This is a genomic window from Synechococcus sp. R5-13, assembly GCF_047462015.1.
Taxonomy (GTDB): Bacteria; Cyanobacteriota; Cyanobacteriia; order Thermostichales; family Thermostichaceae; genus Thermostichus.
On sequence record NZ_JANSIL010000058.1, the window covers coordinates 1 to 23,417 of the forward strand.

General features: G+C 58.4%; 19 protein-coding genes, 1 tRNA gene and 1 pseudogene. 9 read left to right on the forward strand and 12 right to left on the reverse strand.

Annotated features, from left to right (window positions below; all coding sequences use genetic code 11):
• Positions 1 to 109: 109 nt before the first annotated feature.
• From NW840_RS04775 to NW840_RS04795, 5 genes are all read right to left on the reverse strand, one after another.
• A complete protein-coding gene (locus tag NW840_RS04775) occupies positions 110 to 1,120 on the reverse strand; it encodes an HD domain-containing phosphohydrolase (RefSeq protein WP_414342700.1) in 1,011 nt (336 codons plus the stop codon).
• A 515-nt stretch (positions 1,121 to 1,635) separates the two neighbouring features.
• Positions 1,636 to 2,505: a prohibitin family protein gene (locus NW840_RS04780; RefSeq protein ID WP_414342701.1), complete on the reverse strand. Its 870-nt coding sequence runs from the start codon at positions 2,503 to 2,505 to the stop codon at positions 1,636 to 1,638.
• A 51-nt stretch (positions 2,506 to 2,556) separates the two neighbouring features.
• Entirely contained in the window at positions 2,557 to 2,841 is a 285-nt protein-coding gene (locus NW840_RS04785) for a hypothetical protein (protein ID WP_041436379.1), read from the reverse strand.
• On the reverse strand, positions 2,838 to 3,404 hold the full coding sequence (locus NW840_RS04790; protein WP_414342703.1) for a thylakoid membrane photosystem I accumulation factor: 567 nt from the start codon (positions 3,402 to 3,404) through the stop codon (positions 2,838 to 2,840). The genes NW840_RS04785 and NW840_RS04790 overlap by 4 nt, the downstream gene beginning before the upstream one ends.
• 133 nt (positions 3,405 to 3,537) lie before the next feature.
• Entirely contained in the window at positions 3,538 to 4,716 is a 1,179-nt protein-coding gene (locus NW840_RS04795; protein WP_414332153.1) for a TRC40/GET3/ArsA family transport-energizing ATPase, read from the reverse strand.
• Between the two features lie 116 nt (positions 4,717 to 4,832).
• Here NW840_RS04795 and psbQ point away from each other — a divergent pair, with 116 nt between their 5' ends.
• Positions 4,833 to 5,303, forward strand: a complete 471-nt coding sequence (gene psbQ / locus NW840_RS04800) for a photosystem II protein PsbQ (RefSeq protein WP_414342705.1) — start codon at positions 4,833 to 4,835, stop codon at positions 5,301 to 5,303.
• 361 nt (positions 5,304 to 5,664) lie between these two features.
• On the opposite strand, the gene NW840_RS04805 is transcribed toward psbQ, so the two are convergent.
• Positions 5,665 to 6,546, reverse strand: a complete 882-nt coding sequence (locus tag NW840_RS04805; RefSeq protein ID WP_011432767.1) for a Tab2/Atab2 family RNA-binding protein — start codon at positions 6,544 to 6,546, stop codon at positions 5,665 to 5,667.
• Positions 6,547 to 6,564: 18 nt separating this feature from the next.
• Entirely contained in the window at positions 6,565 to 7,041 is a 477-nt protein-coding gene (locus tag NW840_RS04810; RefSeq protein ID WP_414342706.1) for a VOC family protein, read from the reverse strand.
• 299 nt (positions 7,042 to 7,340) lie between these two features.
• Between NW840_RS04810 and NW840_RS04815 the strand changes: the two genes are divergently transcribed.
• Positions 7,341 to 8,480, forward strand: coding sequence for an energy transducer TonB (locus tag NW840_RS04815; protein ID WP_414342707.1), 1,140 nt, complete (start codon positions 7,341 to 7,343; stop codon positions 8,478 to 8,480).
• A 26-nt stretch (positions 8,481 to 8,506) separates the two neighbouring features.
• Here the strand turns inward: NW840_RS04815 and NW840_RS04820 are convergent.
• Both NW840_RS04820 and NW840_RS04825 read right to left on the reverse strand, forming a co-directional pair.
• Positions 8,507 to 8,833: pseudogene (locus NW840_RS04820) on the reverse strand (VOC family protein); the annotation flags it as partial.
• Positions 8,834 to 9,065: 232 nt separating this feature from the next.
• Positions 9,066 to 10,109 carry an RNA-guided endonuclease InsQ/TnpB family protein gene (locus tag NW840_RS04825; RefSeq protein ID WP_414342708.1) on the reverse strand — a complete coding sequence of 348 codons (1,044 nt, stop codon included), beginning with the start codon at positions 10,107 to 10,109 and terminating at the stop codon, positions 9,066 to 9,068.
• Positions 10,110 to 10,368: 259 nt separating this feature from the next.
• On the opposite strand from NW840_RS04825, the gene gcvT reads away from it, so the two are divergent.
• A complete protein-coding gene (gcvT, locus tag NW840_RS04830; protein WP_414342709.1) occupies positions 10,369 to 11,493 on the forward strand; it encodes a glycine cleavage system aminomethyltransferase GcvT in 1,125 nt (374 codons plus the stop codon).
• 9 nt (positions 11,494 to 11,502) lie between these two features.
• On the opposite strand, the gene NW840_RS04835 is transcribed toward gcvT, so the two are convergent.
• Positions 11,503 to 12,462, reverse strand: a complete 960-nt coding sequence (locus tag NW840_RS04835; RefSeq protein WP_414342710.1) for a sigma-70 family RNA polymerase sigma factor — start codon at positions 12,460 to 12,462, stop codon at positions 11,503 to 11,505.
• 929 nt (positions 12,463 to 13,391) lie between these two features.
• Between NW840_RS04835 and NW840_RS04840 the strand changes: the two genes are divergently transcribed.
• The 5 genes from NW840_RS04840 to NW840_RS04860 all read left to right on the forward strand — a co-directional run bounded on the left by NW840_RS04840 (position 13,392) and on the right by NW840_RS04860 (position 21,499).
• A complete protein-coding gene (locus tag NW840_RS04840; RefSeq protein ID WP_011432773.1) occupies positions 13,392 to 13,766 on the forward strand; it encodes a DUF1257 domain-containing protein in 375 nt (124 codons plus the stop codon).
• 23 nt (positions 13,767 to 13,789) lie between these two features.
• The gene (locus NW840_RS04845; protein ID WP_414342711.1) at positions 13,790 to 14,905 is read left to right on the forward strand and encodes a pentapeptide repeat-containing protein; all 1,116 of its coding nucleotides are present in this window, start codon (positions 13,790 to 13,792) and stop codon (positions 14,903 to 14,905) included.
• 111 nt (positions 14,906 to 15,016) lie between these two features.
• Positions 15,017 to 17,392: a phosphoketolase gene (locus NW840_RS04850; RefSeq protein WP_414329861.1), complete on the forward strand. Its 2,376-nt coding sequence runs from the start codon at positions 15,017 to 15,019 to the stop codon at positions 17,390 to 17,392.
• Between the two features lie 173 nt (positions 17,393 to 17,565).
• A complete protein-coding gene (gene mraY / locus NW840_RS04855; RefSeq protein ID WP_414342713.1) occupies positions 17,566 to 18,612 on the forward strand; it encodes a phospho-N-acetylmuramoyl-pentapeptide-transferase in 1,047 nt (348 codons plus the stop codon).
• A gap of 295 nt (positions 18,613 to 18,907) precedes the next feature.
• Entirely contained in the window at positions 18,908 to 21,499 is a 2,592-nt protein-coding gene (locus tag NW840_RS04860) for a DUF3536 domain-containing protein (RefSeq protein ID WP_414329859.1), read from the forward strand.
• Positions 21,500 to 21,541: 42 nt separating this feature from the next.
• Here the strand turns inward: NW840_RS04860 and NW840_RS04865 are convergent.
• Positions 21,542 to 21,615 (reverse strand) — tRNA-Pro (locus NW840_RS04865).
• Between the two features lie 144 nt (positions 21,616 to 21,759).
• Between NW840_RS04865 and NW840_RS04870 the strand changes: the two genes are divergently transcribed.
• Complete coding sequence (locus NW840_RS04870; protein WP_011432778.1) at positions 21,760 to 22,215, forward strand: HHL1-like protein; 456 nt, start codon at positions 21,760 to 21,762, stop codon at positions 22,213 to 22,215.
• Here NW840_RS04870 and NW840_RS04875 read toward each other — a convergent pair.
• Entirely contained in the window at positions 22,212 to 23,123 is a 912-nt protein-coding gene (locus NW840_RS04875; RefSeq protein ID WP_414342712.1) for an alpha/beta fold hydrolase, read from the reverse strand. The two genes, NW840_RS04870 and NW840_RS04875, sit on opposite strands and share 4 nt — an antisense overlap.
• Positions 23,124 to 23,417: the final 294 nt, after the last annotated feature.

Consider the following 23,417-nt stretch of genomic DNA (forward strand, 5'->3'; position numbering starts at 1 on the left):
ACAAACAGAATGCTATCGCTGCATAGTTGAACAGTGATGTTCAGCAGTGTTCAGCGTAAATGTATCAGACTCTATCCTGCTGGTACACTACAAGCAAGCCCTATCCAGCCTACTCCAAATCCAGCGCCCGCGATCGCAGAAACTCAAAGAAATACTCCACCAACTGGGGATCCCGCCATCCTCTGGCTGTTTCTTCCCGCAAAATGTCTATAGCCTCTTGAGCAGTGAAAGCTCGCTTGTAAGGTCGCTCCGAGGTGAGGGCGTCGTAGATGTCGATGATCTGGAAGATACGGGCCACCAGAGGGATCTCTTCCCCCTTGAGGCCGTCGGGATAACCGCTGCCATCCCAACGCTCGTGGTGGTGACGGATGAGGGGCAACACCTCTTTCATGGTGCGTAGTGGGCGGCAGATTTGCTCCCCGATCAAGACATGGGATTTCATCACCTCCCACTCTTCCGGGGTATGCTTGCCTGTTTTACCCAAGATGGCATCGGGTATGCCCACTTTGCCGATGTCGTGCAGGTAACCTCCCCACATCAGCACCTTGATCAGGGGACGGGGCAGATGTAAAAACTCGCCGAAGCTCTTGGCCATTTGTGCCAGGCGCTCACAGTGATCCCCGGTGGTGGGATCCCGGCTTTCCACACTGCGGGCAATGGCGAACAAAACCTGGGCAGCATGATCCAAGTCTTCATTGAGGTGCTTTTGGCGAACGAGGGAACGCACCCGCGCCAACAATTCCGACTCGTCAAAGGGCTTGCTCAAGAAATCATCTGCCCCAGCTTCAATACCGCGCACGCGATTTTTGCGATCGCTGGCCGCTGTAACCAATACCACCGGGATCAAGCGTGTCTCATCATTCGCTTTGATGCGTCGACAGACCTCGAACCCATCTAACCCCGGCATCATGACATCCAGCAAGATCAGATCCGGCTGGAAGGTTTTCAACATTTGCAGGGCTTGATTGCCGCTTTCGGCCTCGCTGACCCGGTAGCCAATGCTCTCCAGCAGATCCCCCAGCAGCAGGCGGCTGTTGGGCTGATCATCCACGACCAAAAGGTGACCAGCCTCAGCCTGATCCGCAAAAGGTGTGACAGGGATCCCAACTGTCACGGGCATCTTGGGCATCTCGAGTTTGGCGAGTTGGGCACAGGAGGAGCCGGTCACCGCACAATTCCAGTTGCAACACTTCTACAGTAATCCCATCAGAGAAAAAAGAGCATCAGGCTTTACACTGAGCTGCTCCGGGAAAGGGAAGGGTTTTCTCCCATCAACCCAGGGCTTTGTGAGCAATTGTACAAAGCCTAGATATCCTGGCAGCCTCCTTCTGTTTAGTCTGATACAGATGCTCCGGAGAGTGGATGCCCCAGTCAACTCCCCAGGCTCCTACGTCAGCTTGCCAGTTGAGTGTCGGGCCCGGTATTTGGCCCCCGGAGTACCGGAGAGTGCTGGGTTCTCTATGAATGCAAAATGAATGCAAAGGCCGAGAATTACGGCCCATCAAGAAATTAAGGGGCACAGCAGCAACACTTCTCTGGGAGAGGGGCTGGGGCTGATGGTCTGTTGAGAACGGGCTTGGAGTGGATGCACCTGAACTGGATGGATCCAATCCTAACTTGGGACTCTCGAATCGATTACTTGTTGAGAAAGTCCCCCAGATTGAGGATGGTGCTTTGCTCGCTGACGATGGCTTGGATGTCGTCGGGCAAGTTGCGGACATACTCGAGCTGGATGACGTTCGGGTTGCTGCGCAGCGCTTCCCCTTTGAGGGCGATGGCTTGGGCCTCACCGCTGGCTTTGACAATCATTCGTTGTTTGATGAGTTGAGCCTGCTCTACGCGAAACACTTCTCTTTGCTTCTCTTGCTCGGCAATTTGTTTGGCTTCGATGGCCGACTGAAACTCTTTGGAAAATTCCACATTGCGCAAGAGCAAGCTCTGCAGCACCAGCCCTTCTGGCTGCATTAGGCGAGAGAGCTCAGCGGCAATTTGTTCTTGGATTTCAGCTCGTTGCTCAGAATAAACGCCAATGGCCGAATAGCGGGCGATAACATTGCGCACCACGGCTTGGGAGGCGGGGCGAATAATTTTGTTCAGGTAATCGGGGCCTACATTGCGATGGATTTCGGGAACCCGATCCGGATCCAGGCGATAGCGCACCGAAACATCCAGATCCACCCGTTGCCCATCGGCAGTGAGAGCGGTGAGGGTATCGTCGGCTTTGACGCTGCGCTCTTCACTTCGGCTGGTCATGTTGTAGGTTTGGGTGCGCACATCGTAAAGGGTGGGGAACTGCAGCACCGGAATCAGCAGATGGATCCCCTCGCGGCGGGGAGTCATTTCCACTCCCGTGAGGCGGTTGAAGATGACGGCTTCGTAGCCGGGTTGGACAACCAGCAGACAACGGGGCAGGAGGGTCAGCAGCGCCAAAAGCAGGCCCAGCAGAGGCAGAAAGCGCGAAGTCTTGCGGTCAAGACTAAATGGTCTAGGGCGTCGCATGCGCATGGGCAAGGGCTCCGGGATCCAAGAGCTTTTTTATCTTAAGGGGTGTGCTGGCTAGCTCAGCACCCAGCGCTGCAGGGCAATGCCCAGCAGCAGGCCAAGGCCGCCGAAGCGTACCACCTGCCAAAAGGTAGCGGGGACAGGATTAAACACCTCTAGCACATAAGCCTGCAGGCGTTGCTCCAGTTGACTGGCTTCAGCTTGGATTTCGGCCCATTGTTCAGGGGAAAGCTGGGCTATGCGCTCCAATTCTCTGAGGTCGGCAAGACGAGCCTGGAGACTCTGGAGTTTTTCCTGCAGAGCCTCGAGAGGATCAAAGGGATCGGGATTGGCCGTCACGGCTGGGCTTTTGTGGGGGGGTAGGCTTGGGGAGAACGGGATCCGGCAAATCCGGTTTGGATCTCGTTGAAAGGTTTGGCTTTGATCAGCCCTGGGGGAACGGGATCCAACTTGAAGAGGTCGCGAATAGCGTTTTCCACCTCGGTGATGGGGCGGTTGCCGACGGATTGATAGACGATATTTCCCTCTGGGTCGAAGAGGAGGGTTTGAGGCACTTGTCCGGTGTAGTATTGGCCGCGCTCGTCGCCGGGCAGGAGGGAATCGACGGAATAGGGGATGAAATAGACCCCCAGCCCGTAGCGAACCTGCAGGTTGGCAATGGTGGCGGCGTATTTTTTGCAATCGCTACTGTCATCGATGTAATACACGAGGAGGGCCGGGATCCCTTGCTCTTTCGCCTGCTTCAAGGAAACGCGGGGGGGGATCATGCCGCCATTGGCCCCGTAGAGGGCAAAGATGTTGCCATCGTAACGGTCGTCGTTGAGCAGGGCGCTGGCGGGAGGGGAAAACCAACCTGTCAAAGCGATGAGCAGAGCCACCAGGAAGATACGAAGCAACAGCATGATCTCATCCTCTTCTGAGAAGGGATCCTCGGCGATCCATCTTTAGAAGTAGGGAACACCCTCATTGTGCCATCTGGCGCTGACGCTGCCCCGTTGCCGTTCAACACTGACGCAACCAAGAGCAGCTACAGCCTCAAGCAGCAAAATGAATGCGCAGGTAGTCTTCTTCCATCTTGGCGCGGGCCGGGGTCATGGCCGCTAAAGTCTGGGGCAGAACCAAGTTGCGGCGGTGGTTGCCGATGCGGATGTTCAGCTCATCCCCGGTTTTGGTCAATTCCACCTGCTCTTTCGGGATCCCGGGCAAGTAAAGATCCAGCCGGTACTGGCCGTTGTCGGTTACCACATTCAGGGTTTGCTCGGCATAGAGCACGTCCGCCGGGTTGCGATCCCCCCAGAGGTCTTTTTTCAGGCGGGCTAGGGCGTCCCATCCCACCAACTCCTCGGAGTACAGAGGGATCTCGAAGACCGGCAGGGGGGCAAAGTTTTCGTGGATTTCCTGGCGATATTTCTGTTGGGCTGCCTTCCAGGCGGCAAAGTAGGGATCCACCACTCCATCGGGCAAGATGCGGTTGGCAATCACCAAATCGGTGGCCACCCCGTAAAGGCTGAGGTAGGCGTGGGCCCGCAGCGATTCTTTGATCACCATCTTTTCGGGGTTAGTGACCAGCCGCACTGAGGTGATGCGGTTGTTGGTGAGGATGCGCTCCAGCCGCTCAATCTTCTGATAGAACTCATAAGGAGCATCCAGCACCTGGTCATTCGGCAGCGGGATCCCGGTCAGCCCCTTCACAATCGGCTCGGCAATAGGACGCAGCATTTGCGCCAGCCCCTGCAGGGGTTTGTAGAACCTGCGCATGTACCAGCCAGAAACATCCGGCAGGCTCAAGAGGCGCAGGGCCGTGCCTGTAGGGGCCGAGTCGATGATCAACACATCGAACTTGCCTTCGTCGTAATGGCGATTCACCCGCACTAGGGCAAAGATCTCATCCATCCCTGGCAAAATCGCCAGCTCCTGTGCCTGCACCCCATCTAGCCCTCGCGCCTGCAACACCTGGGTAATGTAGGTTTTGACGGATCCCCAATTCAGCTCCAGTTCGTTGAGGGCGTCCAGCTCCGCCCCCCAAAGGTTAGGTTTGACCTCGACCGGCTCATGGCCCAAGGGCTGATCGAAGCTATCGGCCAAAGAGTGGGCCGGATCTGTGCTCAGCACCAAAGTTTTCAGGCCAATCTCGGCACAACGCCAGCCGGTCGCCGCCGCCATCGAGGTTTTGCCGACTCCACCCTTGCCGGTCATGAGGATGATGCGTTGCATGAGAGTGCCATTTACATTCTTTTACATCCCTAGCCTAACCGATTTGCTGTGCTCTTCGAGAGGCAGCCAAGGGGCTGAGGTGCAGCCAGCGGGTAAACTATTCATTTGATTACCAAATGATTGCCAAAAAGCTGATGGCAATCATGGCCAAGAAGTCAAGCCTGTTGCAGGCATGTGGGAGGTATGTGATGATCTGTCGCTGGCGGAGTGTGTTGCTGGTTGCCATCCTGACATTGGGGCTGTGGCTGGGATCCCTTTCTGTGCAAGCGGCTGCTGGCCTGCCCCGAGAGCTGCAACAACTGGAGCAACAGGTAGAGCGGCTGCAAAGCCTGGTGGAGGCGGAGGACTGGTTGGAGATCCGCTCCTACATCCACGGGCCGATGGGACTCACTCGTAAGACCTTGACCGGCCTGGCGGCTACCCTGCCAGATAAACAAAAGCGGGAAGTGCTGCGCCTGGCTAAGGAGATGGGCCGCAGCTTAGAACAACTAGACTTTGCCGCCAAAGCCTATGACCAACCCGAGGTGGAGGCAGCCCAGGCCAAGGTGAAAAAGACCTTGCAGGCGCTGGAGGCTGTGTTTTCCTAGTGAGGATCCCTTCTCTCTTTGGCGACTTTGGCGATATGGTGGTTTCAAGTTAGGGTGAGACGCCTAGGCCACTGATCGCGCCAGCGGGACGGAGTCCTTGAAAAGCCTTCTGGCCCTGCGCATTCAAGGTTTTGGGTGCGGATGCAGGGCCCTAGTTTGAATCGAAAACGCAGTCATTTCAAGTAGTGTAGTCATTTTTTAAACAGGTAATGAAACATTTCTGTCGCATTGGTCTCTAACTCCCCTCTCCCTCTGGGAGAGGAGCTGGGGGTGGTCGCGGCAGCGGCGCGGAGCGTTTGGGGAGTGTCTCAATCTAGTTTGAAATGACTGTAATTTACAAACAGGCTGTAACGGCTGCTACTTACAGCGGATGTTGCATCAGCCAGAAGCCGGCGAAAGACTGGGCCCTGAGATCGGTTTGAATGGCAAGAAAGTGGAGCCCCTGGGCCTGCTGCTGGCGCTGGGCAAAGACTTCTGCCTCTGTTCGCAGTGTTTCATCTCTCAATTGTGCAAACAGATAACAATCGTTGAGGCCCGCCTCGAGCAGTAGCCGTCCGTCTGCCACACTCAAGTAGGCGGGTTCCATACCGCTCATCCAGGCTGCCATCGGCAAAGCCCGCTGCGAGGTAATCACCAAGCCGGGAATGAGGGTGCTCCGCACCACTGGTGCCAATGTGTCGGGCGTCAAAGTGTCCCAGGCAACCGGAAAAAGCTCGCCAAATTCTATCGGCCAGGCGTCGGCTTCCCGCAGATCCTCAGCTCGCAAGGTCACGAAGGCCCAGCGTTCTCCCTGCAACTTGTCCGGCAGACGGATGGGATCCGGCGGATCCGGATCCACAGGAGGTTCGGGGCTGTAGGTAAACTGAGTCTCTTGAGGGTAAACCTGCTCTGCCCGTTCTCGCATCCAAGCTTTGAGGGTGTAAACGCGACGACTGGGCAGCATCGGGATCCCAACCGCATCGCAGGCCCGTTGCAGGATGGAACTCATGCGGGCTCGAAACACACGAATGGCCGAGGGAGGCTGGGGAGCCGCTTCGAGGTAGCTCCGCAACTGTCGTGCCACCCAGGTGCTATTCACCTCTTGGTTACTGCAATACTGCGCTTGGCGAAACCGGCCGGTGGGATCGCATACCAACAGCTCCCAAACCCTTCGGTTCTGCTCATCCCGCAGGGGGACGGCGTTGAAATCCATCTGCCAGATAGGGCCGCGCGCAGGGCCAGAACGCAGGGGTTGAGTGGCCAAAGGTTCCTCCTGTTTGCACTACATGCCACTTGAGCGGGCCGGGGATCGTTCGCGCGAGCGGTGGGAAGCACTGTCCCCGACCAAGGCCAATTCCCGCTCCCCGAAAATGGCGGAAGCGTTGCGGTAGTACTTAAACTCCAGCAGGTTATGGAAGGGATCCTGCAAAAAGAAGGTGCCGTGTTCCAAGGGGGTGTCAACAAAGCGCCAACGCGGCTCCTGATAAAAGGGCAAGGCCCGCGCCAAGGCACGGTTGGCCAGCGCCTGCCAATCCGCTTGGGTGGGGAAGATCAGGCCAAAATGACGAGGGTAGATGCCCCGCTGGGGCGTCAGCTCTTCGTGGGTGAGGTGGGCCACCAGTTGATGGCCGTACAGGTTAAAAATAACGGCAGCAGAGGTTTCTCGACCGATCTCACAGCCCAAGCCATCGCCGTAGTAGGCCTTGGCCAAGGCAATATCGGCAACTGGAAAGGCCAGATGAAAGCGGATGGGTTCCATAACGTCGCTCCTAAAAAGCCACCAAAAGTGCCCCACCAGCCAACATCAGAGCCAGCACCCCGAGCTGTGGGGCTTTTCCCCGGCTAATGGGATCCCCGCTCTTTTCAAGGTAGGCGATCTTAGAGCTGCTGCAAGGTGGGATCCCTTCCCGAGCCCGAGATAGACTATACGCCTTTGCGCAGGAGTGCCAACTGCTCGGATGCTATAACACTAGCTGGGGTGTTACCCCCGTGGCCCAGTCTGCAACAGACAACTCGGTGTGTTGAGAGCGTTGAAGAAAGGAAAGGGCAATCTTGGCTATGACCAGCATCTGGATTGAGCAGCGCCGCCGCGAGGATGAATCTCGCAACTTTTTTTGGATGGTGGCGCTGTCGCTGCTGCTGCACGTGCTGGTGCTGCTGGGATTGCTCCACTTGGGGCGGCTTTGGCTCACTCGCGAGCCAGAACAAGAAGCCATTGAGTTTATCCTTCTGGATCCAGAAGATCTGCAGCCCCCAGAGGAAGCAGATCTGGTTTCAGAAGTTGATTCCCGCGATGGGGGTGAGCGGGTAGAAGCCCCTCCGTCTCAAGGCAGTCCACCTCAATCTCAGGCCGCCCCTCCCCAGGAGGCCCCTCCGCCGCCGCCGCCAAGACCCCAACCACCGCCACCGCCTGCCCCTGTTCCACCACCACCTGCCCCGGCTGCAGTTGCCCTGGCAACCCCAACTCCAACCCCTCCACCCAAGCCCACGCCTACCCCAACCCCCGCTCCCCCTCAGCCCACCGCGACCCCGACTGCGGCACCGCCCCCTCCCACGCCTGTCCCCAGACCTACTCCGACCCAAACTCCACCGCCTGTGGCGGCTGCTCCCTCCCCAAGGCCCACTCCCCCGCCGACTGCGGAGCCCTTGCCCATACAGCCAAGCGAGCGGGTTTCGGATCCCAGCCAATTGGCTCCCGTTCCGCCCGCTCCGCAACCGGTGACAGAGGTTCTTCCCGCCCAGCGGCCCTCTGACTCTTCCCAGTTGGGGCCTCCGGTCAGTGCCTCTGCTCCCAGCAATGGAGCCGGGATCCAGGGCAGTGGAGCCAGTGGATTGGCCAACCCCACCCAATCCGCTCCCAATCCCCCCAGTGTGGCAGCGCGGGCCAATGTGGATTGGGGCCCCTGGCTGGCCGCTTTGCAACGGAAAGTGGAGCAAAATTGGATACCTGGGCAGACCGGTACCTCGCGCCGCACAGTGGTGATCTTTACAGTGGGTCGAGCTGGCGATCTGCAGAGCATTCGCCTGGGGCGCACGTCCGGCAGCCAACAAACAGACGATGCAGCGCTGACGGCTATCCAGAGGGCAGCTCCCTTCCTGCCGCTGCCTGAGGCTTACGAGGGCAACTCGGTGACAATTAATTTCACCTTTGATATCAACGTGCTGGGCCAGTTGACTGTAGGGGGATCTGCCAACTGAGGTTGGGGATCCCAAGTTGGCCGGGTCTAGGCAGTGGCGGCAGCCGTTTTCTCGAGAGCGGCCTCTTCTTCCTGCAGAGATCCCATCTGGATCAGCTCAATTTTGTAGCCATCGGGATCTTCCACAAAGGCAATTACCGTGCTGCCGTGCTTCATAGGGCCGGGCTCGCGCACCACCTTGCCGCCCCGCGCCTTGATGACCTCGCAGGTGCTGTAGATATCCTCAACCCCAATGGCGATGTGCCCGTAGCCGTTGCCCAGGTCGTAGTGGTCGGTGCCCCAGTTGTGGGTTAGCTCGATCACCGCCGTTTCCGATTCCTCTCCATAGCCCACGAAGGCGAGGTTGACATACCCCCCTGCCTAAAGGCAGGGGATTCTTGTTACTGGTTCTGCGACAGCACTTACTTCATCCGGTTGCCCCTCAAAAGCAGCGGTGCTTATCTCCCCAGTCGTTCCCCCAAGCGCTACGCGCGGGGCGGTTCCCTTGTGCCCCAAGGTACCGTTCCATTCCATCCCAAGCATGTGCAGCCCCCGCTTCAGGATGTTCAGAGCTGCGTTCTGGTCCCTGTCCAGCTCAAACCCACACTTAGGTAGGACAGACGTGAGTTCTTGTGGATAGGGTTTTCACGACCCTATGCCCGCAGTTACTGCAATCCTGCGTGGTGTACTGCGGCGGTACAGCTACCACCGCTTTATCCCACACCTTGCCGTAGTAGTCTAGCCACTGGGTGAATAGGGACCAACTAGCATCATGAATGGATTTGGCTAGGTGGTGATTCTTGACTAGGTTCTTCACCTGCAAGTCTTCATACGCCACAACATCGTGAGATGCCACCACGCACCGGGCCTGCTTGATTGCCCAGTCTCTACGCTGGCGCTGGACCTTCAGGTGTACTTTGCCTAGTCGTTTTCTTTGTTGGTGGTAGTTCTGGGATTGGGATTTTGCCCCTTTCCTGAACTTCCGACTTAATCTGCGCTGGTGCTGCTTCAACCTCCTTTCGCTGCGTCTGAGAAACTTTGGACACTCTACAGAGTTGCCGTTCTGGTCGGTGTAGAAAGCCTTCCAGCCCAAGTCAATGCCAATAACATTGCCTGTGTATTCTCCCTGCTCCTTGCGCTCCACATCCAAGCAGAACTGGGCATAGTACCCATCTGCCCTGCGTATCACCCGCACCCGATTGATTTTGGAGTTCAGGATATGGTGTCTTGCCTCACCATTGCAGTACAGGGCAAATGTTCCTGCGTTGAAGCCGTCGGTGAACGTGATGGACATGCCGTCAGGAGACAGCTTCCAGCCGGACAGCTTGTACTCGACCGACCGACAGTTCTTCTTGAACTGCGGATAGCCTTTCCTTGGCTCTTTGTTCTTGCAACGGCGGTAGAAGTTGGAGAGGGCAGACCAAGCTCTTTCGGCACTAGCTTGACGGGCGGCAGAATTGAGCTGGCGGGCGAAGGGGAACTCTTTGGCCAAGTCCTTGCAGAGGGAATACAGAACCGCTTTGGTCGCGCCCCGGTTATCCATCCAGTACCGTAGACACTTGTTTTGCACAAACTGCGCAGTGCGAATGGCTTCATCCAGAGCTTGGTACTGCTCTGCTGTGCCGTTGAGCAGCTTGGCTTCTCTGACCAACATATTGCTATTTTAAAGTGCTACGCACCGCTACCGCGAACAGCGTTCCTGAAGGGATAAAACGGTCTGCGCCTTACATCCCTGCCCTCAAGGGCAGGGCTTTACGGCGTTTTTTCGGTAAAACCGCAGGGAGCGCTCCAGGTTGCCGACGCGGATCATAGTGTGGAGAAGGCGCATGGCACAAGCTCCGAGAAATGGGCGATGCTGCACTTATTTTAGTCTTTGACCTTTTAGTCTTTAGACCGCTGAGGATCCCTTGATGAGCCAAACGCCTCTGCAACGCACCCCCTTGTTCTCCCTTCATCAAGCTTTGGGGGCGCGATTTGTCTCTTTTGCCGGCTGGGAAATGCCGCTGCAGTATCGGGGAGTGATAGCAGAACATCGGGCAGTGCGGGAGAGGGTGGGGACATTCGACATTTCCCACATGGGCAAGTTCACCCTCTGGGGGCCGGAGCTGGGATCCCACCTCAGCCGTCTGGTTCCCAGCGATCTGAGCGCCGTTCCTGTGGGATCCGGTCGCTACACCGTCCTGCTCAATCCACTGGGGGGCATTTTGGATGATGTCATCTTCTACCGGCATCCACCGGAGGGTGAGCTGGAGCACTGGAGCGTGATCGTCAATGCAGCTACCCGGCAGAAGGATTGGGATTGGCTCAACCACCACTTCCAAGGGATCCCCGGAGTCAACCTTCAGGATCACTCCGACACTCGGGTCTTGTTGGCGGTGCAGGGGCCGGCAGCCGAACAGGTTCTCCAGCCCTTTTTGGAGGGATCCCTGAAGGCTTTGCGCCGGTTTCAGCACGGTCGGTTTGCCACAGCAGCGGGAACCTCGGGAGAGACTATCTTTGTGGCCCGCACCGGCTACACAGGAGAAGATGGCTTTGAAGTTATGCTCAGCCCCGAAGACGGCATCCGCCTTTGGGAGCAACTAATTCAGGCCGGCGTACAACCCTGTGGGCTGGGCTGCCGCGATACCCTGCGCCTGGAGGCTGCCTTCCATCTTTACGGGCAGGACATGGACGAGAGCACCACTCCCTTAGAAGCCGGCTTGGGCTGGTTGGTGAACAACCCAGGGGACTACATCGGCAAGCCCGCCATCGAAAGCCAACGGCAGCAAGGGATCCCTCGCCACCTGGTGGGGTTTCGCATGCTGCATCCGGCCATCCCCCGCAGCGGCTATGCCATCTACGCTCCCAACTCCCCTGAGCCGATCGGACGGGTAACCAGCGGCACCCATTCTCCCAGTTTGGGCTACGGCATCGGCTTGGGCTATGTCGCTCCGGCTTGGGCCAAGGTGGGATCCCGGCTGGAAATTGAAATTCGGGGACAGCGCCAGCCTGCCGAAGTGGTGAAAAAACCTTTCTACAGTGCTGCGCACCGCTGACGCAAACGGTTACAGGTTCCCGTTAACCCAGGGTTTGGCAGCTTTGGGCGTGGAGTATTCCTGTTGCAGCCGCCGCAATTTCCGCAAGGCCCGCCGCTCAATTTGTCGGACTCGCTCTCGCGAAAGGCCGATGTGCTCCCCAATTTCCCGCAGCGTTAGGCCCCTCGATCCATCCAGCCCATAGCGAGCCACGATCACCTGTCGTTCTCGTTCACTCAGTTGGCCCACCAGCGCGCGGACTTCCTCTCGACGGGCAAGCTGGGTTAGGTGTTCAACAGGGTCGTTGTCTTCATCTGGGATGAAGTGCTGCAGCTCGGTGCCGTCTTCATCCCCTACCCCCACATTCAAGGAACGCATCTCTGCCATGTGGCGGGTGATCAGCTCCCGGTAGTTATCGCCAATATCCAGAGAATCAAAAACTTCTTCCGCTTGGGGACGGGATCCCCTTTCGGCAGATAACTCGCGGTAGCGCCGCTTCACCTGGGAGACCTTTTCGTACATGTGGGCCGGTAGACGGATCATCCGCCCCTTGTTTTGGATGCCCCGGTTCACGCTTTGCCGGATCCACCAAGTGGCATAGGTGGAGAACTTGTAGCCACGGGTGGGATCGAACTTTTCCACGGCGCGGGTGAGGCCGATGGTGCCTTCCTGAATCAGATCCAGAAACGGCAAGCCTCGATTGCGATAGCGCTTGGCAATCGACACCACCAAGCGGAGGTTACACTCCACCATTCGTTTCTTGGCTGCTTCCCCCTGCCGCAGGATCTGCTGCAGCTCTGCTAAAGGGATCCCCAACCGCCGGCTCCAATCTTCCACCGACTCGTGGGGCTGCCGCTGTTCTAGGAGCGCCACCATCCGCTGCACCTGGTGAGCCAGGCGGAGCTCTTCTTCAGCGGTGAGCAACGAGTAGCGCCCAATCGTCTTCAAGAAACGCCCCACCGCATCTTGCAAGTCAAGACTTTCCGACATATCAAACCCCACACCATAAATTCATGTCCTGTCAGAATCGCCACTTCTCTTGTTGTTGCATCAAGCCGTCTTCCTGTGTGTGAAGCTGACCTTTCTGCAAACAGCACCTTATTCATACCAGCGCAAAAGCCTTTTCGTAAAGGCTTTGACTTCGAAAAATCTAATCCAGAACTCGGTGTTTGACTCACTAAATTTATTGAGTCTGGCTCACTAGACTCTATTAGGAGCGTCTAGCTGCCCATTTTGTTGATTAAAAACTCTACTAAAAGGGTGGCCGAGAAATTAACCATTTCATAAGCCTGGATTTAAGGCTTAGGAAAGTTACGAAAGATTGTTCTAAAAAATCAACAAGTTTTTGATGCCAAATCAGATTGCTCATAAGCTAAGAAAGCAAATTTTTTCACTCATTTTGTTAGAACTAGAAATGGATATTTCTGTTTGCAGAACTATCGGAAGGGCTTGCTCGGCAGGGAATAGAAAGGTTCATCAGCAGGTTTTTGGAATGCCTTGAGGTGAATTTGGCACGTCATCGCCGACAACCTCAGCCGGAAACAGATGAGGACGGATCCCTGTGGGACGGGTTTTTGCTTCTGCCTCTAAACCTAGTGGAAGTTATCGCCAATACTCGACTTTGGACACTAGATGCAGATCTAAGATTTCTGTATCACCGAACACGCTAGGCGCGGATGCCTCAGCCTTGGTGCTCCGTACCGCTATCGCGAATGCCGCAGCGCGCGCCTACATAAGAAGGCAGGTCAGGCCAGCCCAGCGACCCTCCAGGCCCAGGTGTGTTGCACTCCTGCGGGAGAAAGGGGGAGCTGCGTTCCGCTCGCTCGACCCACCGCAGGATGGTTTACATTTCTTCCACCACCCCAAGGGCGCTTTATAGTGAGGATCCGGTCTCCATCGGTCAAAGGATTGGAAGGGCCATGTCTCACTTCACCACCCTGCAAGTGCAAATCAAAGACGCCGATCTCCTGGAAGAGACTCTGAAGGAATTGGGCTACGCTGTGCAGCGGAATGCCAGCCTGCGGGGCTATCTCTGGAACCGCACCCGTGCCGACTTGGTGATCCGGCAAAAGAATGGCTTCGACATCGGGTTTCGTCGCAACGGGGATCACTACGAGCTGGTGGCCGATCTGTGGGGGGCGGGCATCGATCCCAAGACCTTCCTGGAGCCGATTTTGCAGCGCTACGCCCACAAAAGTTTGCTGCGCTCAGCCCGTGAGCAGGGCTATACCATCGAGGCCGAAGAAGTGCTGGAGGATGGCACCATCCGCGTGGTGGTGGGGCGTTGGCTATAAGCCAGGTTCATCGGGATCTGCCCATGGTAGGTAAGCCTCAGCCGGCTGTCAGAACTGGCCAGGGATCCCGGCCCCAACCTTGGGATCTGGTGTTGGGGGGGCAAACGGCAACCGGGAGCGCCCCTGCCCACGCCTTGGTGTTGGGAGGTATCGAGGGGGCGCGGAGACGACTCACCCACAGCGATGAAGCCGTGCGCTTGGCCACCCTGCCCCAGTTGCTGCAGTACGGGTCGGCGGGCCTGGCCGAACTCATTGCAGCCCTCGCTGGCAACAGCTCTTGGGCGGTGCGGCTGGAAGCTTGGCGGCTGTTGTCTCAGCTAGGCCAGCCGGAGGCAGAACAGGCCTGTTGCACCTACAGCCCCTTTCGCCCGGTGGGGGGAGCGCAAGGGGTGATCGTGGCCTATCGGCGGGGGGAGCGGAACTTTGCCTACGCCGACCTGGAGGGAGTGGATCTGCAAGAGGCGCGGCTAGGGGGCGTTAACCTCTACGAAGCCAATTTGAGAAAGGCCAACCTGCGCCTTTGCAACTTCAACGGCGCCCACCTGCGCCGGGCGGATCTGCGCCAGGCCAATTTGCAAGAGGCCAAGCTAAGCGGCGCCGTCCTCGAAGGAGCCGATCTGCGGGGATCCGACCTCAGAGGGGCCAAGGTCAGCGGCACCAGCCTGCGGGGATCCCGGCTTTCGGAAGAGACCCACCTAGAAGAACGGGTGCGCCACATTTGGCAGTTGCAAAACTGGGGGGGACAGGGGCAAGATTTCTCCGGCCAAGACCTGAGCAAAGCCGATCTGCGGGAACTGGTGCTCTGTCAGATCCGGCTGAGGGGAGCGGATCTGAACCGGGCCGATCTGCGTGGATCCAACCTAGAGGGAGCAGATTTGGGGGGAGCCAACCTACAGCGAGCGGACTTGCGGGGGGCCAACTTGCAAAATGCCGACCTGGAAGGGGCCAATCTCAGCGGCGCCGAGCTGCGTCAGGCCCAGTTTCAGGGGGCTAACCTGCGGCGGGCCGATGTCAGCGGGGCCAACCTAACCCAAGCCAACCTGGAAGGAGCTCAGATCGAAGGGTTAAAGCACAGCGGATCCCGGATTGCCGGCCTGATCTTTCCCGACGGCACCCCGATCAAGCCCTGGTGGTGGTAACAGGTGCCTACCGCTCACCCAATGAGCCAAATCCAAAGGAATCCCAAGATCCCCCGGCAATTGGGCAAACCCGGATCACCATAGGAGTAGAGATACCTATGGGGTACAGCTATGGTTCTGGCAGAACAGCTCTCGACAAAACCGCTCACCGCCGACGAGCTTCGCAAAATGGATGCCTACTGGCGGGCCGCCAACTATCTGTCGGTCGGGCAAATCTATTTGATGGACAACCCGCTGCTGCGAGAACCCCTGAAACTGGAACACGTGAAGCCGCGCCTGCTGGGGCACTGGGGCACCACACCCGGGTTGAACTTCATCTACGTGCATCTCAACCGCATCATCAAACGGGAAAACCTCAACATCCTCTACATCACCGGCCCCGGCCACGGTGGCCCTGCTCTGGTGGCCAACACCTACTTGGAAGGCACCTACAGCGAGGTGTATCCCAACATCGGCCAAGACGCCGAAGGCATGCGCAAGCTCTTCAAGCAATTCTCCTTCCCCGGCGGCGTGCCCAGCCATGTAGCCCCGGAAACCCCCGGCTCCATCCACGAGGGGGGAGAACTGGGCTATGCCCTAGCCCATGCCTTTGGGGCGGCCTTCGACAACCCCGATCTGCTGGTGGCCTGTGTGGTGGGGGATGGAGAAGCGGAAACCGGCCCCTTGGCCGCTTCCTGGCATTCCAACAAGTTCCTCAACCCCATCCACGACGGAGCAGTGCTGCCGATTCTGCACCTGAACGGCTACAAGATCGCCAATCCCACCGTTTTGGCCCGCCTCAGCCGTGACGAGCTGCAAAATCTGTTTGTGGGCTACGGCTACAAACCCTACTTCGTAGAAGGCTGCGAGCCGGCAGAGATGCACCAGTTGATGGCCGCCACTTTGGACACGGTGATCCACGAGATCCAAGAAATCCAGCAGCATGCCCGCAGCAAAGGGGATCCCACTCGTCCCCAATGGCCGATGATCATCCTGCGCACCCCCAAAGGCTGGACCGGCCCCAAAGAGGTGGACGGCAAAAAGGTGGAAGATTTCTGGCGCTCCCACCAAGTGCCCCTGGCGGATCTGGCCAAAAAACCGGAGCACCTCAAGGCTCTGGAGGACTGGATGCGCAGCTACAAGCCGGAAGAACTCTTCGATGAAAATGGCCGTCTGCTGCCGGAGCTGCAAGAGCTGGCCCCCAAAGGGGAAAAACGCATGGGGGCTTTGCCCCACGCCAACGGCGGCCTGCTGACGCGGGAGCTGAAAATGCCGGATTTCCGTCGCTACGCCGTGCCTGTCCCCCGCCCCGGCACCACCGAAGCCGAAGCCACCCGAGTTCTGGGGCAATTTCTGCGGGATGTGATGAAGCTCAACCCCCACAACTTCCGCCTCTTTGGCCCCGACGAGACGGCTTCCAACCGCTTGGATGCTGTGTTTGAGGCCAGCGACCGCACCTGGGTAGCTCCTATCTACGATTGCGACGAGCACCTCTCCCCCGATGGACGGGTGATGGAGATCCTCAGCGAGCACGTCTGTCAGGGCTGGCTAGAAGGCTACCTGTTGACCGGGCGACACGGGTTCTTTTCCTGTTACGAAGCCTTCATCCACCTGGTGGACTCGATGTTCAACCAACACGCCAAGTGGCTGAAAACCACCCGGCACATTCCTTGGCGGCGGCCCATTCCTTCCCTCAACTACCTGCTGACTTCCCATGTGTGGCGGCAGGATCACAACGGCTTCAGCCACCAGGATCCCGGCTTTTTGGATCACGTGGTCAACAAAAAGGCCGAAATCATCCGCGTCTACCTGCCCCCGGATACCAATACTTTGCTCTCGGTGGCCGACCACTGTCTGCGCAGTCGCCACTACGTGAACGTGATCGTGGCAGGCAAACAGCCGGCCCTGCAGTACCTGGATATGGATGCGGCCATCAAGCACTGCACCCAGGGCTTGGGCATCTGGGAATGGGCCAGCAACGATCAGGGTTCAGAGCCGGATGTGGTCATGGCCTGCTGCGGCGATGTGCCGACGATGGAAACCCTGGCGGCGGTGGACTTTTTGCGGCAGCACCTGCCGGAGATCAAGATCCGGGTGGTGAATGTGGTGAACTTGATGAAGCTGCAGCCGCCCAGCGAACACCCCCACGGCATTAGCGACAAGGAGTTTGTCAGTATCTTCACCCCCGACAAGCCCATCGTGTTTGCCTTCCACGGCTATCCTTGGCTCATCCACCGCCTCACCTACCGCCGTCCCAACCACCACAACCTGCACGTGCGCGGCTACAAGGAGGAAGGCACCACCACCACCCCCTTCGACATGTGCGTTCTCAACCAGGTGGATCGCTTTAACTTGGCCAACGACGTCTTGGAGCGGGTGGATCGCTTCAAGTACCGGCGGGATCACGTCCAGCAGCTTATCCGGGACAAGCTGGTGGAGCACAAGCAGTACATCTGCAAACACGGGGAAGATCTGCCGGAGGTGCGCAACTGGAAGTGGCCCTATTGAAGGGATCCCCACTCAACTAACTTTCGCCTCTGAGCTCTGGCAGGATAGAGTTTTCTTGGGCTCTGCCTGCCGGAGTTTTCTGAAGTCTAGAGGTTGAGGGTGTGAGGGGTTCAGAAAGGGTGGATGCGGATACCCTTCCCGATCTGGAGGTGGAAGAAACAGAGTGGGGCGGGATGGCGCTCTCGCTGGGGCTGGGTTTAGCCCTCTCGGCCCTTGTGATTGGGATCCGCCCCCAGGTGGTCGTTCCTTTTGGGTTGAGCGCGTTGGGTTCGGCCCTGCTGGGATCCCTGCTCATCCCCGGGTTGCGGCGCTGGAAGGCGGGGCAAGTGATCCGCCAGGAGGGGCCCCAATCCCACCAGAAAAAAGCAGGCACACCCACCATGGGCGGGATCAGCTTTTTGCCCGTGGGGCTACTGGTGGCCGGGATCTGGAAAGGCCTACGGCCCGCTTACGCGAACGGCTGGGATCCCCATTGGCTGGCCGTCGCGCTGCTCACGCTGGCCTACAGCTTTGTCGGCTGGCTGGACGATTGGCTGGTGATCCGACAGCAATCCAACAAGGGGTTGTCTCCCCAACACAAGCTGTTGCTCCAGGTGGGAGTTGCCCTTGGGTTTTGTGTCTACCTGGCCTGGCAGGGGATCCCGACCAGTCTGACCTTGCCGGGGATAGGCACCCTCTCTCTGGGCTGGCTGTTCTGGCCCTTGGCCCTGTTTGTGTTGGTGGGCACCAATAATGCCGTAAACCTCACCGATGGTATGGACGGCTTGGCGGCAGGGGTGGTGGCCATCCTGCTGATTGGGCTGGGGCTCCTTCACAGGGATCCAGAGCTATCGGTGTTGGCTTTCACCCTGAGCGGTGCCTGCTTGGGGTTCCTGGTTCACAACCACCACCGGGCGCGGCTGTTCATGGGCGATACCGGATCCCTGGGGTTGGGGGGCGCTCTGGCCGGGTTGGCGCTGCTGGGGGATCAGCTCTGGGCCTTGGCCCTGATGGGGGGAGTGCTGGTGGCAGAGGCGCTGTCGGTGATGCTGCAGGTGGGCTACTTCCAATACACCAAACGCAAAACCGGCACAGGCAGACGGCTGTTGCGCATGTCGCCCTTGCACCACCATCTGGAGCTGGGGGGCTGGTCGGAGGTGCAGGTGGTGGGATCCCTCTATGGGATAACGGCGCTGCTGGTGGGGCTGGGCTGGGCCTGGTGGCACTGGACCGGAATGTGAGTTCGAGCTGGGGATCCACCGGGATTCCAATGGGGGCCTGACCTCAAACGGGTTGTTCGGCGTGGGAAATGGCCACCGGCAGATCGGCCCCCACCCGCTAAGTCCCGGGATCCCTTCTGTTGTGAGGAAAACGCAAAGATTACTGACCGATGTTTGTTCCCTGTCAAATTTCCAACTGAATCTTTTACATTCACCGTTGCAGATCGGGGATCGCTGTAACGTATGGATATGAACTTAAGTTAACATTGCCTTCCCCTGTAACCCAGTTGGAGGCCTCTAAAAGGAGTGTAATCTCATGATGCCGAGTGGCTCCAAAAATTCCGATAGGCCAGCGGCACAGTCAGGGCACAGCGATTTGGTCTCCGACCCGCCGATGCAAGCGGCTCCTTCTCCGGCAGGTGCTGCTGAGCTTTCCTCTGCGCGGCCGTACGTGGTGTTACACGGCCATTTCTATCAGCCGCCCCGAGAGGATCCCTGCCTCAACCGCATTCAGCGACAGCCGAGCGCCAGCCCCTTTCACGACTGGAACGAGCGCATTTGGGCGGAATGTTACCGCCCCAACGCCTTTGCCCGCGTTCTGGACGACCAAGGACGGGTGGTGCGCATTGTCAACAACTATGAATTCTTGAGCTTTAACTTCGGCCCTACTCTCCTCTCTTGGCTAGAGGAGCATGACATTGAAGTTTACCAACGCATTTTGGCCGGCGACCGTCTCAGCGCTGAGCGGCTTGAGGGTCATGGCAATGCCATTGCCCAAGTCTACAACCACGTCATCCTGCCCCTGGCCAACGAGCGAGACAAGTACACCCAGATCCGCTGGGGAATTGCCGATTTCCAACACCGCTTCGGGCGCCATCCCCAGGGCATGTGGCTGGCCGAAACCGCCATTGATGCAGCAACGGTCACGGCCTTGGTCGAATGTGGGATCCGCTTCGTCATTTTGGCCCCCAGCCAAGCGCAGCGCATTCGCCCCTTGGGACAAACGGAGTGGATCGACGTTAGCCAAGGCCAGATCGATCCCCGTCGGCCCTACCGCTGCTTTACCCCCGATCGGGAGGGGTACTTGGATATTTTCTTTTTCGATGGCCCCATTTCCCGTGACTTGGGCTTTGGGGATATCGTCTACAGCACCCACTCTCTGGCGGAGCGGATCCGTTCCGCTCTGCGCCCGGACAAAGAGGGGGAAGCCTATCTGATCAACTGTGCCACCGATGGCGAGACTTTTGGCCACCACAAGCGGGGTGTAGAACGCACGCTGGCCTATGCCTTTTGCGAGGAATTTCCCCGCCGGGGCTGGCAGGTGGGCAACTACAGCCATTTTCTCAGCCAACATCCCCCCACTTGGGAGGTGCAACTGAAACCGGTCACCGCCTGGAGCTGCGCCCACGGGGTAGGACGGTGGTCGCGAGACTGTGGCTGCGGAGCGGTGGGAGGGTGGCACCAACGCTGGCGGCAACCGCTGCGGGAGGCCCTCAACTGGCTGCGGGATCAGCTGGCCGAGATCTACGAGACGGAGGCCAGAGCCTACCTGCGGGATCCCTGGCTGGCGCGGGATCGTTACATCGAGGTGATTTTGGATCGGGAGCGCTGTGATGCCTTTTTGCAGGAGCACCAAAGCCACCGCCTCACCGCCGAAGATCGGGTGCAAGTGCTGCGCCTGTTGGAGATGCAGCGCTACAGCCAGTTGATGTTCACCAGTTGTGGCTGGTTTTTCGAGGAGCTATCCCGTCCTGAAGGGGTGCAGATCCTGCGTTACGCGGCACGGGCTATCCAGTTGGCAGCAGCAGTGGCGGATGTCAACCTAGAAGAGGAGTTTTTGCAGCGCCTGAGCAAGGCCCCCAGCAACCTCGACCTCTACAGAGACGGCAAGGGGGTCTATTGCGCCTTGGTGCGCCCCAGCTTGATCAGCCCGCAACGGCTGGTGGCTCAGCACGCCATGTTTTCCCTGTTTAACGGGATCCCCCGTTCCCAAGGATATGTGCTGGATCAAGTGGATCAAGAGCGCCTGACGATAGGCGGGTCGACACTGGCTATCGGGCGGGTGAAGCTCACCTTTCCCACCACCCGCGAAGAGCACGATCTAATCTACGCCGTGCTCCACCTCGGCGGCTGGGACTTTCAATGTGGCGTCAAGCCGTTTGCTGGGCGGCGCATCTACGAGCAGATAAAAGCGCGGCTGCTGGCCGGATCCCACAGTCGGATACAGATGATCCTGACCCTGCAAGACCTATTTGGGCCGGAAACCTTCGACTTAAACGCCCTCGACGACGAAGATCGGCAGCAGATGATGCGCTGGCTCACTCAAGATACCCTAGACCGCCTGGCCCAGCTCTACCGCCAAACCTACCTGGACAATTACGGGGTCTTGATGGCCTTTCGGGCCGACGGCCTGCCGATCCCGGAAGAGTTGTTGGCTGCCGCTCAGATCACCCTCAACCAACGCCTGTTGACCAGTTTGCGGGCGATGGAAATGGAAGAGGGCAAGCGGGATCACCTGCTGGAATTGCGGGCAATTGTGCGCGAGGCCGAGCAGTTGGGGTGTCAGTTGCGGCGGGAAGAGGCAGCCCGGGTTCTGGATCGGCTCCTACAGCGGGGGATGTGGCACCTTGCCCACGCTTTTGAGCCGGAGACCTTCGGCGAACAGCTCTACAACCTGGAAGAATGGCTGCAATTGGCTGCAGACCTGCGCCTGCCCATCAACTTGGATCGCCTGCAAGAGCTCTATCTGACAGCGCTGGAGCGTCAAATTGGCCCGCGTTGCCCAGCTTGGCCCCAAGAAGACTGCCGAGACATTTCTGCCGAAAACCTGCACCGCCTCTTACAGGTTGGGCAGCGAATTCGGGTCAACGTCAATGCCTGGCTGCGTCACCTACACCCCCAAAATTAAACCCCCAAGATTAAGTTGAGAGCTCAGTGAACTTTAAAGCCATCGGGATGACAGGATTCGAACCTGCGACCCCTTCGTCCCGAACGAAGTGCGCTACCAAGCTGCGCTACATCCCGACTGACAGGCCCCTTTAACCGCCCGCCGAAGCTCAACAAGTATAGCACGCCGGCTACGGACAATGAGGACAAGGGATCCCCGGCAGAGAAGGGGATCCAATCTGCGCTAAGCTGCAAAAAATCCCCCCTCTCGTCAGCCCAAGTATGAGTCAGTCTAAGGGTTTCCGCAAATCCAAGCCTGAGAAAAAACCGGCCAGCTCCAACACTGCCAAGCGCAAGGAAGCCGCCAAACGGTACGACGAGCTGAAAGCCAAGGGGATGCCGGAGTTCAACATCTTTGCCCGCCGTCGCCAGCCCGCGCCTGGCCAGCCCAACCCTTGGCTGCCGGTGGGATCCCTAGCAGTGGGGCGTTCCAGCGCCATTCACCAGGCCATTTTCCAAAATGAGGAAGAACTCAAAAAAGCAGCCGTCAGGCTGTTTCCCCGTCTCGGCAAGGTGAAAGATGACCTGGAGTTTGGGTTTCGCCTCAAGGACAAGGACTTCCAAGACGAGCCGATCCAGGTGGCGATCCGTCCCCAGCCTTCACCCCTTCAAGTCTGGATGGCCAAAATCCGAGGTTGGTTGGGCCTCTCCGGCAAAGGAACCTCTAAAAAAGGCTAGACTGCCGCAAAGGCTCTGGGCAGCCAGCTCAAAATCAGAGGGTTGACCACCTCTGGGCGCTCGTCGTGGGGGCAATGGCCTGTATTGGGAATGGGCAAGAACTGGTAGTCGATCCCTTTCACGTGGTTTTGAAAGCCGCGACCCCGTTGAATGGGCGTCCAGGGGTCCCCCTCTCCCCAGAGCACCAACAGCGGACAGCGCACCTGAGGCAATAGGGCTTCAGGAGTCGGGCCGGGGGGAGCGGTAAGAATAGAGGCAAACACCTGCTGAGCGCCCACATCACAGGAAGGGGCATAGAGAATCTCCACCAGCTCATCCGTAATGGCGGCGGGGTTGCGGTACACCTGCTCCAGAGTTGCGCGAATACGCTGCCGCTGCCGCACCCGATCGAACAAAAACGGCCCCGTCACCGGAGAAGCCGCCAGAGCGGTGAAAACACTCATGAAAAGGCGGAAAATCGGGCTGAGCTCATGGGAGCGATGGTTCAACCCCCCGGCGCAGTTGAGCAACACTGCTCCTGCCGTTAACTGGGGATGCCGGGCGGCCATCATCAAGCTGAGCAAGGCACCAATGGAATTGCCGATAAACACAGCAGGCTGCTGAATGTGCTGCTGCCAAAAATCCACCAGCAACTCCGCCCACAGATCCAAGGTGTAGGGGAGAGCAGGCTTGGCCGAGCCGCCAAACCCCAGCAAATCCAGGGCATAGACCCGGTATCCTGCCGCAGCCAGCACGGGGATGTTGTGCCGCCAATGGCCGATGGAAGCCCCAAATCCATGCACCAAGACCAGCGAGGGTCCGGATCCCTGCACCACATAGCGAATGGCATGTCCGCGCCAGCTCCAGACTTGGGGAGCAAAAGGAGCAATGGCCTCAGCCGCAGAACCGGCAGAAGAAGCAGTCAGCACAGCCTGAAAACAGACCCAGTTAAAGATGTAGGTAGAAACTCAGAGCCATCCCTGTTCATCATAGCTTCGGAATGCCTTTGTCTCCCGTCTCTACTGCCCTGCCTGCTGCTGCAGTTGCGGGTTCAGGTGCCGCCGAGGTGGGGTTGGGCCGGTCAACATGGGACGAAAGCATGCTGGACTTCTTGGGATCCCCGCCCTTGGCTGGATGGCATAGCACCCGGGGATCAGCTAGAAATCGCAGGAGCCCCGCACTGTACCCGTAGGGTCAGTGTCGGGAGGAATGCGCTTTGATGA